15 protein-coding genes are annotated in these 16,376 nt (G+C 73.3%); 9 read left to right on the top strand and 6 right to left on the bottom strand.

What is annotated here, in order from left to right; all coding sequences use genetic code 11:
• Positions 1–159 precede the first annotated feature (159 nt).
• Both ABD339_RS10775 and ABD339_RS10770 read left to right on the top strand, forming a co-directional pair.
• Positions 160–573, top strand: coding sequence for a hypothetical protein (locus tag ABD339_RS10775; RefSeq protein WP_344564652.1), 414 nt, complete (start codon positions 160–162; stop codon positions 571–573).
• A complete protein-coding gene (locus tag ABD339_RS10770; RefSeq protein ID WP_486388539.1) occupies positions 573–1,022 on the top strand; it encodes an oxygenase MpaB family protein in 450 nt (149 codons plus the stop codon). The genes ABD339_RS10775 and ABD339_RS10770 overlap by 1 nt, the downstream gene beginning before the upstream one ends.
• A 5-nt stretch (positions 1,023–1,027) precedes the next feature.
• Here the strand turns inward: ABD339_RS10770 and ABD339_RS10765 are convergent, their stop codons facing one another.
• Together ABD339_RS10765 and ABD339_RS10760 are read right to left on the bottom strand one after the other, a co-directional pair.
• A complete protein-coding gene (locus ABD339_RS10765) occupies positions 1,028–1,648 on the bottom strand; it encodes an L-threonylcarbamoyladenylate synthase (protein ID WP_344564650.1) in 621 nt (206 codons plus the stop codon).
• A gap of 77 nt (positions 1,649–1,725) precedes the next feature.
• The gene (locus tag ABD339_RS10760) at positions 1,726–2,601 is read right to left on the bottom strand and encodes a helix-turn-helix transcriptional regulator (protein WP_344564648.1); all 876 of its coding nucleotides are present in this window, start codon (positions 2,599–2,601) and stop codon (positions 1,726–1,728) included.
• A gap of 129 nt (positions 2,602–2,730) precedes the next feature.
• Here ABD339_RS10760 and ABD339_RS10755 point away from each other — a divergent pair, with 129 nt between their 5' ends.
• The gene (locus tag ABD339_RS10755; protein WP_344564646.1) at positions 2,731–3,726 is read left to right on the top strand and encodes an aldo/keto reductase; all 996 of its coding nucleotides are present in this window, start codon (positions 2,731–2,733) and stop codon (positions 3,724–3,726) included.
• A 164-nt stretch (positions 3,727–3,890) separates the two neighbouring features.
• Here the strand turns inward: ABD339_RS10755 and ABD339_RS10750 are convergent, their stop codons facing one another.
• The 3 genes from ABD339_RS10750 to ABD339_RS10740 all read right to left on the bottom strand — a co-directional run bounded on the left by ABD339_RS10750 (position 3,891) and on the right by ABD339_RS10740 (position 6,228).
• Positions 3,891–4,568 (bottom strand): DUF305 domain-containing protein, encoded by a 678-nt coding sequence (locus tag ABD339_RS10750; protein WP_344564644.1) that lies wholly within the window; start codon positions 4,566–4,568, stop codon positions 3,891–3,893.
• Between the two features lie 89 nt (positions 4,569–4,657).
• A complete protein-coding gene (locus tag ABD339_RS10745) occupies positions 4,658–5,140 on the bottom strand; it encodes a DUF6153 family protein (RefSeq protein WP_344564642.1) in 483 nt (160 codons plus the stop codon).
• Between the two features lie 146 nt (positions 5,141–5,286).
• Entirely contained in the window at positions 5,287–6,228 is a 942-nt protein-coding gene (locus ABD339_RS10740; RefSeq protein WP_344564640.1) for a D-alanyl-D-alanine carboxypeptidase family protein, read from the bottom strand.
• Between the two features lie 928 nt (positions 6,229–7,156).
• Between ABD339_RS10740 and ABD339_RS10735 the strand changes: the two genes are divergently transcribed.
• Entirely contained in the window at positions 7,157–8,188 is a 1,032-nt protein-coding gene (locus ABD339_RS10735; protein ID WP_344564635.1) for an aminoglycoside phosphotransferase family protein, read from the top strand.
• 141 nt (positions 8,189–8,329) lie between these two features.
• Here ABD339_RS10735 and ABD339_RS10730 read toward each other — a convergent pair whose 3' ends face one another.
• Positions 8,330–9,790 carry an FG-GAP and VCBS repeat-containing protein gene (locus ABD339_RS10730; protein WP_344564634.1) on the bottom strand — a complete coding sequence of 487 codons (1,461 nt, stop codon included), beginning with the start codon at positions 9,788–9,790 and terminating at the stop codon, positions 8,330–8,332.
• A gap of 372 nt (positions 9,791–10,162) precedes the next feature.
• Between ABD339_RS10730 and ABD339_RS10725 the strand changes: the two genes are divergently transcribed.
• From ABD339_RS10725 to ABD339_RS10705, 5 genes are all read left to right on the top strand, one after another.
• Entirely contained in the window at positions 10,163–12,574 is a 2,412-nt protein-coding gene (locus ABD339_RS10725; RefSeq protein ID WP_344564633.1) for an ATP-binding protein, read from the top strand.
• The gene (locus tag ABD339_RS10720) at positions 12,571–13,251 is read left to right on the top strand and encodes a response regulator (protein WP_344564632.1); all 681 of its coding nucleotides are present in this window, start codon (positions 12,571–12,573) and stop codon (positions 13,249–13,251) included. Before ABD339_RS10725 ends, ABD339_RS10720 begins: the two co-directional genes overlap by 4 nt.
• A gap of 226 nt (positions 13,252–13,477) precedes the next feature.
• The gene (locus tag ABD339_RS10715) at positions 13,478–13,804 is read left to right on the top strand and encodes an SCO4225 family membrane protein (protein WP_344564631.1); all 327 of its coding nucleotides are present in this window, start codon (positions 13,478–13,480) and stop codon (positions 13,802–13,804) included.
• A gap of 379 nt (positions 13,805–14,183) precedes the next feature.
• A complete protein-coding gene (locus tag ABD339_RS10710; protein ID WP_344564629.1) occupies positions 14,184–14,990 on the top strand; it encodes an alpha/beta fold hydrolase in 807 nt (268 codons plus the stop codon).
• 373 nt (positions 14,991–15,363) lie between these two features.
• On the top strand, positions 15,364–16,356 hold the full coding sequence (locus ABD339_RS10705) for an AraC family transcriptional regulator (RefSeq protein WP_344564627.1): 993 nt from the start codon (positions 15,364–15,366) through the stop codon (positions 16,354–16,356).
• Positions 16,357–16,376 lie beyond the last annotated feature (20 nt).

Here is a 16,376-nt window from a genome sequence, read left to right as displayed (position 1 = left end):
CGGCCGCGGGGCGGAAAAGCGGGCACTTCGCCGCAGGCCGCTCGGTGATGGCCCGGCGCTGGCAAGAGCGTTACTCTCCGCCTTCGACACACCGGCACGAGCGGACGGACGCCCGCGCACGACCCTCTCAACGAGGCCCGCGGCAAGGAGGGTCCACCAGTGACCGCCACCGACGACGACACCCACGAAGAACACACCGGCCGCGAGCGGCGTGGACGGCACGAAGGGTATGAACGGCACGGACAGCGTGACCGGCGTGACCGGCACAGTCCGTACGGGGACCGGGAGGATCGCGCCGCCTACGGCGCCTCCACGCGGCTGGTGCTGGAGACGATGCCCCGGGAGTCCCGGATCGGCCTCGCCCTCGGCTTCGTCCGGACTTTCGGCATTCCGGACATCGCGCGGGTGCTGCACGGCACCGGACGGATGACCGACGAGCCGCGCGGCCGGGCCAAGGCGACCGGCGTGGCCAGGTTCACCCTGATCGGACACGGGCTGCAGAGCGACGAGGGACGGGGAACGCTCAAGAGGCTGCACCAGCACATCAACGTCCGGGCATCACACCGGAGTTGATGGAGTACGTGCTGGCGTGCTTCACCGTGTGCCCGCTGCGGTTCATCGACGCCCACGGGCACCGCCCCGTCACCGACGACGAGCGGGCGACGGCGTACGCCTTCCACCGGGACCTGGCGGCGGCGCTCGGCCTCCCGCCGTCCCCGGCAGGCGGGCTGGCGGAGGTGGCGCGCCGGATGGACACCTGCGAGACCCGGCACTTCGCTCCGACCGAGGCGGCGCGGGCACTGTGGCGGTCCACCAGCGCGGGTCTGCCGGCGGCCCGACTGCCCGCCCCGCTGGCCCCGCTCGCCTCGGCGGTGACCGCCACCTTGCTGGACGAACCGCTGCGTACGGCCCTGGGAGTGCGCCGCCCGCCCGCGCCCGTGCGCGCCCTGGCCACGTACGCGCCGGGCAGCCGGAGGCGCGGCCCGCGAACCGGCCGGCGTGACCGGCCCGGCGGCCGGTGACGCGGCTACGCGAAGCGGGAGATGTCGCCCGCGCCCTCCCGTACGATCTCGGGTTCTCCGCCGGAGAAGTCCACGACCGTCGTGGGCTCGGTACCGCAGTCGCCCGAGTCGAGTACGGCGTCCACCACGTGGTCGAGCCGTTCCTTGATCTCCCAGCCCTGGGTCAGCGGTTCCTCCTCGTCCGGCAGCAGCAGGGTGCTGGAGAGCAGCGGCTCGCCGAGTTCGCTCAGCAGCGCCTGGGCCACGACGTGGTCGGGGATGCGGACCCCCACCGTCTTCTTCTTGGGGTGCAGCAGCTGCCGGGGCACCTCCTTCGTCGCGGGGAGGATGAAGGTGTAGCGGCCCGGCGTGGCCGCCTTCACCGCGCGGAACACGTCGTTGTCGACCTGCACGAACTGGCCCAGCTGGGCGAAGTTCTGGCACACCAGCGTGAAGTGGTGGCGGTCGTCGAGATTCCGGATGGACCGGATCCGGGTGATCCCGTCCCGGCTGCCGAGCCGGCACCCGAGTGCGAAGCAGGAGTCCGTGGGATACGCGATGAGCGCACCGTCCCGGATGCTCTGGGCCACGGTGCTGATGGTGCGGCGCTGCGGGTTCTCGGGGTGCACGTCGAAATACTTCGCCATCCGCCGACCCTACGGCACGGGCGATCACCACGTGACACGGGGAGATCACCACGACAACCGCCGGCCGGCCGGGCGCTTCAGCGAGCCGGCGGGCCCATGGCCCCCGTGGTCCCCGCCCCTGTGGGGAACTCCTCGACGCCGAGCACCCGCAGCAGCTCCAGCCGCTCGCGGGCCTCGGCGTCCGCCGGGGTGAGCACCAGCAGTTGCTGACGCTGGTCGGGAGTGACGAGGGTCTCGCAGTCCATCGTCAGCCTGCCCACCCGAGGGTGCAGCATGGTCTTGCGGTCGGCGCGCCGCACCGCCACCTCGTGTCCGGCCCAGAGCCGGTCGAATTCGGCGCTCGCGGCCCGCAACCGCTCGACGAGCCCGGCCACCGTGGGGTCGCCGGATCTGCGGCCGGTCGCCGCGCGCAGGTCGGCCACGAGCTGACGGGACTGACGCGCCCGCTCCTCGGGCGGGCTCACGGCGCGGGCGGCGGGATCGGTGAACCAGCGGTACGCGATGTAGCGCCGGTCGCCGGAGTAACCGGTGTGATCGCCCGACAGCAGGACGGACGCCCGGTTCTGGGCGAGGACCTCGCTCAGGTCGGACATCACCAGGGCCGGAGTGTCACCGAGCAGATCGAGCATGCGGATCAGGCCGGCGCGGGCCAGCCGGGCCACCCCGTCGGCGGGCGGCGGCCGGTGTCCTGCCAGGTGGAACAGGTGAGCGCGCTCGTCGTCGGAGAGACGCAGGGCGCGGGCCAGCGCGCCGAGCAACTGGGGCGACGGCTGACTGCTGCGGCCCTGCTCCAGGCGTACGACGTAGTCCACCGACATCCCGGCGAGCATGGCCACCTCTTCCCGGCGCAGGCCGCTGGTGCGGCGGCGGGGAGCATCGGTGAGGCCCACCTCGGCCGGGCGGATCGCCTCGCGGCGGCGGCGCAGGAAGTCGGCGAGCTGTTCGCGTTGCATGCCTCCATGCTCTCTCGCACCCGCGCGGCGAGCCAGGGAGCGGGACTCCCATGATGAGCGCTCCGCTTTCGGGCGTTCCGGGCCGGACGCAGAGTGAGGGAGAGGACATCGAAACGAAGGAGAAGACTGATGCAGACGCGAACCCTGGGCCGCACCGGACCGGCCGTCTCCACGCTGGGTCTGGGCGCGATGGGCATGTCGGACGCCTACGGGGCGACCGACCGTGCGGAGAGCATCGCCACCGTGCACGCCGCGCTGGAGGCCGGTGTCACACTGATCGACACCGGCGATTTCTACGCCATGGGCCACAACGAGCTGCTGCTCGCCGAGGCGCTACGCGGCCGGGACCGCGACAGCTACACGCTGAGTGTCAAGTTCGGCATGCTGCGGGGGCCGGGCTCGGCGTTCGGCGGGCCGGACTGCCGTCCCGAGGCGGTGAAGAACTTCCTGGCCTACTCGCTGACCCGGCTGGGCACCGACCACATCGACATCTACCGTCCCGCCAGGCTGGACCCGGCAGTGCCGATCGAGGAGACGGTGGGCGCGGTCAAGGACATGATCGACGCCGGGTACGTGCGGCACCTGGGCCTCTCGGAGGTGGACGCGGCGACGATCCGCCGGGCGCACGCCGTGCACCCGGTCGCCGACCTGCAGATCGAATACTCGCTGATCTCCCGCGCGGTGGAGGCGGAGGTGCTGCCCACGCTCCGCGAGCTGGGGATCGGCATGACCGCGTACGGCGTACTGAGCCGCGGTCTCATCTCCGGGCACTGGACGGCCGGCCACACCGCCGGCCCGGACGACAGCCGCGGCTTCAGCCCGCGCTTCGCGAGCGAGAACGTGGACCACAACCTCGCTCTCGTGGACGAACTGCGCCGGGTCGCCGAGGCGAAGGGCTGCACCGTCGCCCAGCTGGCCATCGCGTGGGTCTCCGCGCAGGGCGAGGACATCGTGCCGCTGGTCGGCGCCCGTACCCGCGAGCGGCTGGCCGAGGCGCTGCCCGCGACGGAGCTGGAGCTCAGCGGAGCCGACCTCGCCGAGATCGAGAAGGCGATGCCGCGGGGTGCCGCGCGCGGGGACCGGTACCCGGCCGCGTTCATGTCCGGCCTCGGCGTGGGTAACTGAGCCGGGCTCTCCGGCGGGAGCGGCGGCCCCGGGGCGGAGCCCGGTTCCGGCTCCGGTTTCCGGTCTCGGTCCCGGCTCCGGTTCCGGTTCCGGCGGATTCCGGCCCGGACGTGGGTCCCGCGCGGGAGCGGGCGCGATGCCCCCGCTCCCGCGCGGCGGGTGGGTCAGCTCTTGCCGAGGAGCTTGTTCATCTGGGTGATCTCACCGTTCTGGGTGCTGATCACGTCGTCGGCGAGCTTCTTGGCGGGGCCGTACACGCCCTGCTTCCGCTCGGCCTCGGCCATCTCGACCGCACCCTTGTGGTGGTCGATCATCATGGTCAGGAACCGGGTGTCGAAGTCCTTGCCCGAGGAGGACTTCAGCTGGTCCATCTGCTGCCGGTCCATCATCCCGGGCATCTCCCGGCCGCCGCCGTGGTCCATGCCGCCGTGGTCCATGCCGCCGCCCTTCATACCTCCGTCCTTCATGCCTCCGTCCTTCATGCCGTCGTGCTCCGTGCCGGGCATGGCGGTGGGGACCTTCACATCCCAGGACTTCAGCCAGCCGGACATGGTCGTGATCTCCGGGTCCTGAGCTTTCGCGATCTCCTTGGCGAGGTTCTTGACCTCGCCCGACGAGGCCCGGCTCGCGGCCAGGTCCGACATCTCCACCGCCTGGCGGTGGTGCGGAATCATGCCCTTCGCGAAGGCGACGTCGGCCTTGTTGTGGCCGGCCGCCTTGGTCCCGCCGTCGCCGCTCTTCGCCGGGGCGTCGTCGTTGCCGCAGGCCGTCAGGGCGAGGCCCGTGGCCGCGAGGGCTGCGGTGAGGGAGATGTTCCGGATCAGGGAACGGGTCTTGGTCATGCGTGTCACTCCTGCGTGGTACGGATCCGAACATGCCGAAGCACCCGCCCGCGCGCTCCCCAGGGGGCGCGGGCGCGGTGCGGGCGCGGCTATATCCGCAGGAGTTGGAGTTCGGCCAGGGACGGCGGGGCGCGTCCGCCCTCGGGTTCGTACCGCGCCGGGAGGTGCGGCCGGAGCGCGGAGTGGGCCGGGGCCAGGGACGAGACGTCCGGCACGGACAGCGCGGGAGCCCCGGAGATGCCGCCGGCCGCGCACAGGTCGTCCGCGTGGGCGCTGTGGTGTGCGGACCCGTCCCCGTGGCCGTGGCACGCCCGTTCCTGCCGGGGGCCGCCGTCATCGGGCACGGAGGTCACGGACGCCGCGGACTCCATTGACGCCGTGGCGGGCACGGCGGGCATGGTGTCCGTCGGGGCGTCGGCCGCGTGCGGGGCCCCGGGGTGCGACTCGCCGTGGGACGGGGCGGGGGAACCCAGCCCGTGCATGCCCAGCAGTCCGACGAGCAGCAGGGCGACCAGTACGGCTCGGGCCGGCAATGACCGCCGGCTGTCCGCCTCGTACCCGTCCCGCTTCACACCAGCATCGTACGCACCAGCTCGGAGGCGGTCCGAGGCGGCCTGCCCCTCCCGGGACCGAGCCGGGGAACGAGCGGGGCACGGGAACGGGCAGAGGGCGCGGCCACCCTCGTGGCCGCGCCCTCCTCAATGGCGTTCCGAACGGATCAGTCGGCCTGCGCGCCAGTCGGGAGCTTGCGGAGCTTCATCTTTTCCACGGAGTTCGTGTCGAACCCGTAGTCCAGCAGCTTCGCCGCGTCGTCGTACCGGTCCTTGCTGTTCATGACGGTGCCGACGAGGTTCTTCTCGCCACGGGCCGCCGCGAACACCAGGCAGGGGCCGGCCGGGGTCGTGGTCCCGGTCTTGATGCCGAGCACGCCCTTGTACGAGCCGAGCAGCTTGTTCGTGTTGGCCCAGGTGTACGTGCGCGTACCGCCGTTCTCGGCCGGGGCGTCACCCTTGTACGTCTTGGTGCTGACGACCGTACGGAAGGTGGGGTTCTGCATGGCGTGCTGAGCCAGTCGCGCCAGTTCGGCGGGGGTGCTGGAGGTCGTCTTGCTCGTGCCGTCGAAGCTGTCGTACTCCGTGTTCTTCAGCCCGAGTTCGTCGGCCCTGGTGTTCATCTTCCCGATGAACGACTTGCTCCGCTCCTCCGGGGTCGCGCCGGTGCCGAAGGTGTCGGCGAGCGCGTAGGCGGCGTCGGCGCCGGACGGGAGCAGGGAGGCGTAGAGCAGCTGGCGGACGGTGACCTTGTCACCGGTCTTGAGGTCGGCGGTGCTGGCCTCGTGCTCGGTGACGTAGTCGCGGTACGCCTGCTTGACGGGCACCTGGCGCTCCAGGTCCACGTCCTTGGTGTCGAGCACCACGGTGGCGAGCATGATCTTGGCCGTGCTGGCCATGGGCCGGGCCTTGTTCTCGGTCTTGCCGTAGAGGACCTTGCCGCTCCCGTCCAGCAGGGAGGCGCCCTTGGCCGCGATGGCCGGCGCCGGCCGCGGCTCCGGCGTGTCCGAGGTGGTGGCGCTGGCCACGAGGGGGGTGGCGACCAGGAGCGCACCACCGGCGCAGGCGGCGATGATGGTCTTGCGCTTGGTCAGAATTCTGGAACTCAAGAAGAATCGCTCCATATCCGCATTGACTGGGTGAACTGTGGTGCTGTGAGAGGCCGGACGACGAAACCCGTGCACCGTGCCGCGCCGGATCCGCGCAGCGCCCGTTCCGCAGCGCGTGACGACGCACGAGGGCGTGACGCACACGGCATGGCACGGCAGGCGTGGCACGGCAGGCGTGGCACGGCGGGGAGCCGGCGGGACAAAGGGCCCGTCGTGTGCGTCGTTCCGGACTCTCGGCAGGCGTCCGCCCGATGGCATTGCGGAAGCCGGGGCGGAGCGCCTGGTCGGTGGACCGGAATCAGCGCGCGACGAGGGCCGCGAGGGCGGGCGCTGTGACGCCTGCCCCGGTGGGTCTCTCCCGTCTCCTACGCATTCGTTCTCCGTTCAGGGTGGGGGGGTACTCACCACATGTGGGGGTGTGGCCCGCACGGCCGAGCGGCCGCGCCGACCTGTCGCGGTGGTGCTGTTGCCCGGCCCCCGTGGCCGGAGCAGACCGGACGCGAGGTTCGATGAGCGGCGTGGCGCGAAAGTTCACGGCCAGCCGGAAAAACTTCGAAGCGGCCGACGCGGATGCCGTCGGCCCGGCAGTCACCAAGGTGAACCCCGGCACGGGCACGGGGGGTTCGCGGCCGGTGCGGGCGAGGGGGGGGAGCCGTCCACCGGGGTGGAGTGGCGCACGGGCACCCTTTCGGTCGGCGATGCCGGATGGCGCGGATGAGCGCTTCGGCGGCGGCCTGGACGACGGCGGTCGGCCGCGCGCAGCGGTGACGGCGGTCACCACACCAGCCTCAGAAAGCTGATGCCGCCACGCCCGCAGCATAGTCACAGCGCACCACAGCCGTCTTCCCGTCGCGGACGTCCTGGTCCGCCCCCGGCCTCGGCCCGGCCCCGGCAGGGCCGGGGGCCCGCCGTCGCGTAACGTGCCCGCATGATCGTGGTACCGGAGGCGTTCGCGCAGGGCACCATCGAGCGGGAGGGGGAGCCCGGCGCCGCGTGGCTCGCCGAACTGCCCCTGATCGTGGACCAGTTGTCGAAGCGCTGGGCGCGCGTACCGGCGGGCGAGGTCCTGCACGGCCGGGTGGGGATCATCGTGCCGGTGCGGCGGCGGAGCGGGCACGCGGACGGGCCGGAAGAGCCGCAGGGGACAGAACCGGAGGGCACAGGAGGAGCGGAGGACGCCGCCGCCGGAGCGGAGGACGTACTCAAGGTGTCGTTCCCCCACCCCGGCAACGTCCATGAGCCGGACGCGTTCACGGCCTGGGACGGGCGCGGGGCCGTCCGGCTGCGGGAGCGCGAGGACGCGCGGTTCGCCATGCTGCTGGAGCGGGCCCGGACCGCGACCTTGGCGGACGTCGAGGACGGCGACGAGGTGGCGGCGGTCGCCGGGCGGCTCCACCGCCGGCTGGCCGTCCCCGCCCCACCCGGCCTGCCCCGGCTGCGGGATCAGGCCGACGGCTGGGAGGAGCGATTGCGCGAGGATGCCCGGGAGCTGCCGCACGGGCTGTCCCGGGGCGCGCTGGGCGCCGCGCGAGCGACCGTCCGCGAACTGGGCCGCGACCAGCCGGACACCCTCATCCACGGCGACTTCCACGCCCGCAACATCCTGCGCGCCGAGCGCGAGCCGTGGCTGGCCATCGACCCCAAGGGGTGCGCGGGAGACCCCGCCTACGACGCGGGGACGCTGCTCACGGCGCGGGGGCCGGTGTTTCTGCACCTCGAAGCGGGCGAGCTGCGCAAGACCGTCCACCGCGCTCTGGACATCTTCGCCGAAGCGGCGCAACTCGACCGGGACCGCGCCCGTCGCTGGACCCAGCTCCACGCTGTCCAGGCCGCGTTCTGGGGCCGTCGCCACGGTTTCGGCCGCGCCCGCGACGGTGCGGTACTGGCCCGGCTCCTCCAGTTCGCCGAGCACATGGCGGAGTTGCTCAGGGACCGCGCGAGGCCGGCGGCGACGACATAGCCGCCGGGTGTCCCGTGGCTCCGTGACCCCATGATTCCGTCGCCCCCGTCGTGGCCCCGTGGCCCCGGCGAAAGGTCCCGCCGCCCGCGTGTGCGGGCGGCGGGACCTGGGGCCGTACGGCCGCGTTACCGCGCTGCTTCGTTACTTCGTCGCGGAGTTCGACAGCTCCTGGCCGAAGGCGGCGTCGGTCTCCGGGGAGCCGAGGTCCTTCGGGCCGAAGAGGGCCGAGCCCTTGCCGGTCAGCCCGTCGGCGCCCGCGTAGAGCGTGACGACGGCGCCGTTCTTCGCGCGGTTCGGGGCGCCGATGGCCAGGTCGGACTTGCCGTCGCCGTTGTAGTCGGCCGGTGAGACGGCCTCGCCGAACTTGTCGTTGCCCTCCATGGAGCCGGGGACGCCCTCGCTGTCGAGGGTGAAGGTCTGCGCGCCCTCGTCGGTCAGCCAGTTCTTGGTGCCCTTGAGCACCGTGATGGCACCGGCGTCGTTGTAGCCGTCGGAAGTCTCGGCTCCGGTGTCGCTGACGACGAGATCGTCGTGGCCGTCACCGTTGATGTCGCTCAGCCGGGCGGCGATACCGGCCTGCTTCTTGCCCTTCCAGATCACCGGGTTGTCGGTGTCCAGCCCCTTGGCGGTGCCCGGGAACGTGCGCAGCCGCGCGTCCTCCGGACCGTCCTCGAAGCTGGTGTCGGTGACGACGTCGTCCTTGCCGTCGCCGTTGATGTCGCCCACCACGGCCCGGTAGGAGGAGAACGGCAGCATGACGTTCTTGCCCAGCGGCTTGCTCTTGAGGCCCGTGGACGAGCCGGGCAGCACGCCGAGCGTGCCCTCGTCGGCGCCGTCGTCCTGCCAGCCGACGGTGACCAGGTCGCTGAAGCCGTCCCCGTTGATGTCCCCGGAGGAGAGGGAGTCCAGGTCCCCCTCGGTGCCGGGCGGGGCGACGGTGGTCATCTTCGGGGTGGCGGTGTCCCGCAGGTTCGCGGCACCGTTGACGACCTGGACCTTGCCCTGGTCGGAGATGGCGATGTCGTCACGGCCGTCGTGGTTGTAGTCACCCACGGCCAGCTGGTCGCCGAACTGCGCGTAGGCGGTGGCCTTCGGCGAGTGGAAGGCGATGGCGTCGCTGGAGAGGCCGTCCTTGGAGCCGAAGACGACGGTGACGCTGCCGGCCCGCTTGGCCTTGCCGATGGCCTCGTAGTTCGCGGCGACGACGAGGTCGGTGTAGCCGTCGCCGTCCACATCGCCGCGCACCACGGCGGAGCCGAAGTGGTCCCCGGCCTCGGGGGTGCCGGGGACTCCCTTGCCGGCCTGGGACAGTGTGGAGTGCCGGCCGGTGTCCACACCGCTCTTGGCGCCGTAGGTCACGCCCACGTAGCCCGCCTTGGACTTGCCGGAGACGGTCCCGTCCGGCGCGCCCACGCCGAGGTCGGCGTAGCCGTCCCCGTCGATGTCACCCGCGGTCTTCCCCGCGTTGGGGCCCTTGGCTGCGTTGGCTGCGTTGGCTGCGTTGGCGGCCTTGGCAGAGGACTGGTCAGGTCCGTCGCCGTCGGTCCCGACGGCACTGGCTCCAGCAGCCACCGCCGCGACCACGGCGGCACCCGCTGCCACTGCCACCGCACCTCTGGTTCGATTGCGCACAAAACCTCCATCAATCAGCGCTTGGGTCGCCCCGTGAGCCCGACCGCACCATGGCCCCCGCGGTCGGTGCGCAAGGGATTGTCCACGTATACGGAAGCGCGGGCTGAACGGTTCTGAAACCGAGGGAATCAAGGAAGGCCGCGCGCCCCGGCACACCCGCCCGCCCCCAGGGTCGGTGCGCGGCAACGGCACCAGGCCCGGCTGCCGGAATGCGCGGGTCCGTCTCGGCAGCGGCAGCGACAGCAGGCGGGCGGGCGGGTGTCTCTATCGCTGGTTGGAGGGACTGATCGCCCTTCCGCCCGATGCCCGCCTTCCGGTTGCCGCCATAGCCTGGGACGCATCATGGAACGACACGACGACCGGTTCCTCCCGGTCCTGCTGCTCGGCGCCCAGGCCGTGGTGTGGCCCGGGTTCGCGCTGGTGCGCGGCACCGCCGCCCCGACGGCCGCGGAACTGCTCGCGACCGCTCTGGTGGGCGGCCTGGTGACCGCGGCGCTCGCGGTACGGCGCACCCGCCCGGTGCCCGTCCTCGTGCTGGTCGCCGCCGTCTGCGCGGTCGGGGCCGGGCCGCTGCCCGCGGGCGCCGTGGCGGTGCTCGGCAGCGCCGGGGCCGCCCTGGCGCTGTTCACGGTGGCCGTCGAGCGGGACACCACCACGGCGCTGCTGTGCGTGCTGACGCTCGCCGCCTGGCAGGCCCTGCACGGGGTCAGCCTGCACGGACTCGGTGACAGCCAGGGCCTCGATCTCGTCCTGACCGCCCTGCTCTACGCGGCTGCCACGGGCGCGGGGCTGCGGGCGCGGCGGCTGCGGGCCGCCCAGCAGGCCGCCCAGCGGCGGCTGAACCGGGCGGAGGCCGAGCGCCACCGGCTCCCCGCGGCCGAGCGGCGCCGGATGGAGCGGGAGCTGCACGACGTGAGCGCCCACCATCTGACGGCGGTGGTCGTGACGGTCGAGGCGGCGCTGGGGCTGCGCGAGCGCCGTCCCGAACTGACCGGACAGGCGCTGGAGTTCGCCGCCGGGACCGGGCGCGAGGTGACCCGCGCGCTGGGCGCCGTCCGCGCCCCGGCACCCTCTCCGGAAGGCCGGCCGGCGCCGGAGGAGCGGCTGCGGGAGCTGGTGGCCGGCTTCCGGGCGCTCGGGCAGCCGGTGACCTGCGACATCCAGGCCCTGCCCGAGGGCTCCGTGGGAGATGCCGCGTACGGGATCGTCCGCGAGGCGCTGACCAACATCGTCCGCCACGCCTCCGGCGCCCCCGCCACCGTGCGCCGCGTCTGCGAGGACACGGGGACGGAGATCGTGGTGCGCAACGGGCCCCCGCCCCCGGATATGGCCGAGGGCGGCGCGCCGCGCGCGGCGGGCCTCGGCGGCGGGCGCGGCCAAAGCCTGCTGCGCGGCCGGGCCCGGGAGGCGGGCGGCACGCTCACCAGCGGACCGACGCCGGACGGCGGCTGGGAGGTGCGCGCGGCACTGCCCGGTCGGACCGCCGCCCCGCCCTCCGCTTCCGTGCCCCGCGGCTACCGCCTCGCGCAGTTCGCCGCCGCCGCGGGCCTGTGCTTCCAGCCGCTGCTGCCGTTCCTCGTCATCCACGACCGGTCGGCCCCGGCCGGGCCCGGGGTCTCCGCCGGGGCGCTGTTCACGCTGCTCGCCACGGCGCAGGCGCTCGCCCTGCTGTGGCTGCGCCGGGCCCCGCGCAGCGCGCTGGGCGTACTGCTCGCGCTCGCCGCGCTGTGGCCGGCGGCCATGTCCGCGAGCGCGTACGCGGGCCCGGTGCTCCTGCCGCCCGGCCTGAGCATGCTCGTGACGTGCGTCGCGCTCGCCACGGTCGCGGCCCGCGCCCACCAGGACGGCGCCCCTTCCCTCCGGGCCCGGGACGCGGCCTTCGTCCAGGGCCGGGGCGTGGCCGTGTGCCGCTGCGCGCTGCCCGCGGTGGCCGCTCTCGTCCACGCGGCGGCGGTGGCGGTCGCCGTACACGCCCGTGATGCCGCCGCGCCCGCCTGGGCGGTCGCCGGGATCGCCGTCGCCGTGGCCGCTTCGGCGACCGCCGCCGCCTGGTGGTGCGGCGCCCGGTACGGGAGGCGCCGGCGCAGCGCCGAGGACGCGCACGACGGCCGGGTGGCGGCCTGGACGGAGGAGGCCGTCCGGGAGGCGTGGGCCGAACGCCGCCGCATCACCTCCGGGCTGGAGACCACCGTCCTGGCCCGTACCGCCCAGCTCGTCGAGGACGCGGAGGCGGGGCGGCTCGCGCGGACCGCCGAGCGGGCCCGCGAGGCGCTGGCCGCCATGCGGACCCTGCTGGAGACGGTCCGGGAGGGCGAGCAGCACGCCGAACTCCGGCCCCAGCCCACGCTCCAGGCCCTCGACCTGCTCGCCCACCAGTGCCGGGCCACCGGCCGCCAGGTGGAGGTGCGGCTCACCGAGCGGGTACCGGAGCGGCTCCCGCCGGAGACGGACCTCGCCGCCTACCGGGCCGCCGAGACGGTGCTGGAGGCCGGTGGGGAGGACCCCGCCGTGCTCGTGCTCGACGCCGAGGACCGGATACTGACCCTCACCGCGACCGGCGTCTCCCGCGCCATCCGCCCCGCCGCCCGGGAGCGGCTGGCGGCGCGGGCCGCCGCGCTCGGCGGCACCCTGTCCACCGAGCAGCCCGGCACGGTGCTGCTGCGGCTGCCCCTGACCACTGTTCCGGACGACGGGGCTCCGGCCCCGGCCCCAGCCCCAGCCCCAGGCATCGGAGACCAGGAGGGAACGCGATGACACTCTCGGTGCTGGTGGTCGACGACCAGATCGTCGTCCGGGCGGGCTTCGCCGCCGTCATCGACGCCGAGCCGGACATGACGGTCGTCGGGGAGGCGGGCGACGGCGCCTCGGCGGTGAGCCTCGCGGAACAGCTCGCCCCCGATGTGGTCGTCATGGACATCCGGATGCCCGGCCTCGACGGGATCGCCGCCACCCGGATCCTCACCGGCCGCGACAACCCGCCGCGCGTCCTGGTACTGACCACCTTCGACCTCGACGCCTACGTGTTCGACGCGCTGCGCGCGGGCGCTTCCGGGTTCCTGCTCAAGGACGTGCAGGCGGCCGAACTCCTGCACGGCATCCGGGTCGTGGCCGCCGGTGAGAGCGTCCTCGCGCCGTCCGCGACCCGCCGGCTGATCGGCCACTACGCCGCGGCAGCGCCCGACGAGCCGGCGCCCGCCCGGGATACAGGGGCGCTGGACCGGCTCACCGGGCGCGAACGCTTCGTCCTCACCCTGGTCGCCTCGGGACTGAACAACGCGGAGATCGCCGCCGAACTCGACATCACCGTCGGCACCGTCAAGTCCCATGTGAACGGGCTGCTGCGCAAACTGGAGCTGCGCGACCGGGTGCAGGCGACGATCCTCGCGTACGACCTGGGCCTCGCCCGCGCGAACCCGGGAACGCACACCTGACCCCGGCCACCGCCCCGCCCCGGCCCGGCCCGCGTCGCCGCGTATCCCCGGCACCCGCCGCCACCTGCGCGCCCTGCCCCTCCCCTTCTTCCCGCCTGCGCCGGCGCGCCGTACGGGCGACGCGCCCTGCCCGGACGCTGCCGCCCGGCGGTCCGGCCGGCCCGTCACCCGAGACAAGCGCCGACCCGTGTACACCCGCACCGCCCACAAGGAGCAGCACACCGCCATGACCGACCGGTCCCCCCGCCCCGTCCCGCGCGCCGTGCGCGGCGCCCTGCGCACCGTCCTCGCCCGCGTCTACCTCGCCGCGTGCGCGGCCCTGCTCATCTGGGCCGTGGTGGCAAGCTCCAGCGACAGCCCCGACGCCTCTCTTGCCGGGGTGGTGCCACTGATCGCCACCGCGCCGTTGAGCCTGGTGGTGTTCGTGCTGCCGGACCACATGTCCATGCTCGTCCTCGCCGTCGTCCTCGGCGCTTTGGTGAACGCGCTGTTCATCGGCCTGTGCGTCCGCGCCCTGAGCCGGGGTCTCGGCAACGCGGGCCCCCGGCCCTGACGGCCCGGCGCCGATTCCTCCCATGCCGATTCCCCTATGCCGATCGCGCCGGCGCCGATTCCGGCTCGCGCTCCGGCTCCGCCCCCGTATCGCACGCGCGGGCGCGTTATCCGGCCAGAGCCCGCGCACTGCGGCTAGCCCGCCCCGCGCGCCGTGAGTACCGTCCTGAATCCCAGGCGCCGAACGCCGTGCCAGGCCGCCGAGTTCTCACCGGGCGGGGGTTTGTGCAGGGCAACCGCGTTCGGTTCTGGGGCTGTCACGTGGCCGGGGCTCGGGGGATTCCGGCGCCGTGCGGCAGGCCCCGAGTCGCATTTCGGCTCGGGGCCCTGCTTGTACCTGTCTCATCCCGGTGCTCTGTGCCGCACCGCAAGGAGGATCAGTGCCCTACGCGCATGTCAACGGCGTCGAGTTGTTCTACGAGGATCACGGATCCGGGCAGCCACTGATCCTGCTGCACGGCTGGGGCACCTGCGGTTCGGTGTGGAACGCGCAGCGGGAGGAGTTCGCCGGCGACTACCGGGTCATCACGCCCGACTGGCGCGGCTGCGGGCGCTCGGGGCGGCCGGAGAGCAACACGATCGCGGACAACGCGGAGGACATCCTCGCGCTGGCGACCGCGCTCAAGCTGGAACTCCCTGTGCTCGTCGGCTGTTCGGCCGGGGCGGCGATAGTGCTCGAAGCGGCCTGCCGGGCGCCCTCGTCCGTCCGTGCGGTGGTCGCCGTGGACGGGCCCGGGTACTGGCCGGCGGAGCGGAAGGCGGAGCAGCTCGCCTTGCTGCGGCAGGCTTTGAGCACCGACCGGGCAGCGGCCGTCAAGCAGTGGGTCGTGGACTGGTACGGCCCGCTGGCCGACCCGGCACTGCTGACGTGGACGACCCGGCAGATCCTGGAGTCCTCGGAATCCATCGACCAGTTGCTCACCGACGCGGTACACCACAACCCGCGCGCCACCATCGGGGAACTCACCGTGCCCGCTGTCTTCGTCCACGGAGAGCTGGACGCGGAGATTCCCATGGAGGTGTCCGAGACGCTCGCGGAGCTGGCTCCGCGCGGCGAGGCGCACATCCTGGAGGAGTCGGGACACATGCCGCACGTGGAACAGCCCGCGGAGTTCAACGCGCTGCTGTGGTCGGTACTGCGGCGCTTCGCGCCGCCTGCCGGGGCGCCCGCTTCGGCCGCGGACTGATCCCAACTTGGGCGGCACACCCGGGTGCGCCCGTACCGGCCCGCATATACCAGTCCGCGCGCACCGAGCGGCTCATACCAGGCCGTACACACCAGTCTCACGCACCCGGCCGCACACACCAGGCCGCACATACCAGCAGGGCCCCGAGCCGGGAATGCCGACTCGGGGCCCTGCCGTACGGCGCTGGGGTCCCCCGACCCCCATGCGCGGTACGGCTCCAGGAGAATGGCCGATACTCGACCGTGTGAAGTCCACGGCCCCGAACGGTGTTTGACTCCTGGGATTCAGAACGTTACTCACTGCTGAAAGGGCAGGCTAGCCGCAGAACGCGGCCCCTGGCCGGATTACGCGACGGTGAGTGAGGACGGCTCTGATGAACACGCCCGCTGCGGACGACAGCCGGATGCGGATGCTGGTCCGCAGCGATGATCTCGACGAGACGCGCGAGATGATCAGCACCGCGTACAGCCCGTACGAGCTGCGTGCCCTGGAAAGACCCCAGGACTTCTCCGCGTGGTACGCCGAGGGCGGCTTCCCCGGCATCACCCTCTCCGCACTGGGCTACGGCACGGAGACGCTGGTCGCGCCCGAGCCGCTCACCTCGTATCTGCTGGTCTGCCAGGTCCACCAGGGCAGGATCAGGCTGGAGTCCGCCGAGCGCCGTGAGGAACAGTTCGTCGCTCCGGGCCAGACCTACGTCATGGACCCGCACCAGCGGCTGCGGGTCTACTGGGCGCCCGGTACCAGGGTGACGACGATCAGGCTGGCCCGCGATCTCGCCGAGCGGGCCGCGGGTGACGCGCTGGGCCGGGAGGAGCCGGCGCGGGCGATGTTCGCGCTCGGCGGCACCATCTCCCAGGCGGCGGCCGAGAGCTGGGCGGGGATCTCGGCGACGATCCACCGCGAGGTGATGTCCGGCGGAGTCGCCCGCACCAGCCCCCTGGTCGCCTCGCAGCTCGCCCAGACGGCCGCCGCGACGCTGATGGCCACCCACCGGCTGGTGCAGGGCTCAGAACCGGTGCGGTACGCCGGGAACGTGGCACACCCCGCCGTGCGCAGGGCCATCCAGCTCATCGAGGAGCGCAGCGACCAGCCGCTGACCCTCTCCGACCTGGCCGTCGCGGCCCGGTGCAGCCCCCGCGCACTGCAAGAGGCGTTCCAGCGGTATGTGGGCCGGACGCCGCTGGCCTATTTGCGCGAGGTCCGACTGGAGCGTGCCCATCACGACCTGGTGGCGGCCGACGCCGACGGGCCGGTGACGGTGGCGGAGATCGCCTTCCGCTGGGGCTTCTCCAACCTGGGCCGGTTCGCGAACTGGTACCGCCGCCGCTACGGGCACGCCCCCTCACTCACCCTGCGCACCTGAGCCGCCCCGCGCACCCGGCC

This window comes from Streptomyces axinellae (assembly GCF_039532135.1).
GTDB classification, from domain to species: domain Bacteria; phylum Actinomycetota; class Actinomycetes; order Streptomycetales; family Streptomycetaceae; genus Streptomyces; species Streptomyces axinellae.
This window is presented reverse-complemented; position numbering and strand designations above follow the sequence as displayed.

Excerpts from the sequence above, each read along its gene's own strand:
- ABD339_RS10770 (WP_486388539.1), top strand. The coding sequence starts at position 573 with ATGGAGTACGTGCTGGCGTGCTTCACCGTGTGCCCGCTGCGGTTCATC.
- ABD339_RS10765 (WP_344564650.1), bottom strand. The coding sequence starts at position 1,648 with ATGGCGAAGTATTTCGACGTGCACCCCGAGAACCCGCAGCGCCGCACC.
- ABD339_RS10760 (WP_344564648.1), bottom strand. The coding sequence starts at position 2,601 with ATGCAACGCGAACAGCTCGCCGACTTCCTGCGCCGCCGCCGCGAGGCG.
- ABD339_RS10755 (WP_344564646.1), top strand. The coding sequence starts at position 2,731 with ATGCAGACGCGAACCCTGGGCCGCACCGGACCGGCCGTCTCCACGCTG.
- ABD339_RS10750 (WP_344564644.1), bottom strand. The coding sequence starts at position 4,568 with ATGACCAAGACCCGTTCCCTGATCCGGAACATCTCCCTCACCGCAGCC.
- ABD339_RS10735 (WP_344564635.1), top strand. The coding sequence starts at position 7,157 with ATGATCGTGGTACCGGAGGCGTTCGCGCAGGGCACCATCGAGCGGGAG.
- ABD339_RS10725 (WP_344564633.1), top strand. The coding sequence starts at position 10,163 with ATGGAACGACACGACGACCGGTTCCTCCCGGTCCTGCTGCTCGGCGCC.
- ABD339_RS10720 (WP_344564632.1), top strand. The coding sequence starts at position 12,571 with ATGACACTCTCGGTGCTGGTGGTCGACGACCAGATCGTCGTCCGGGCG.
- ABD339_RS10715 (WP_344564631.1), top strand. The coding sequence starts at position 13,478 with ATGACCGACCGGTCCCCCCGCCCCGTCCCGCGCGCCGTGCGCGGCGCC.
- ABD339_RS10705 (WP_344564627.1), top strand. The coding sequence starts at position 15,364 with ATGAACACGCCCGCTGCGGACGACAGCCGGATGCGGATGCTGGTCCGC.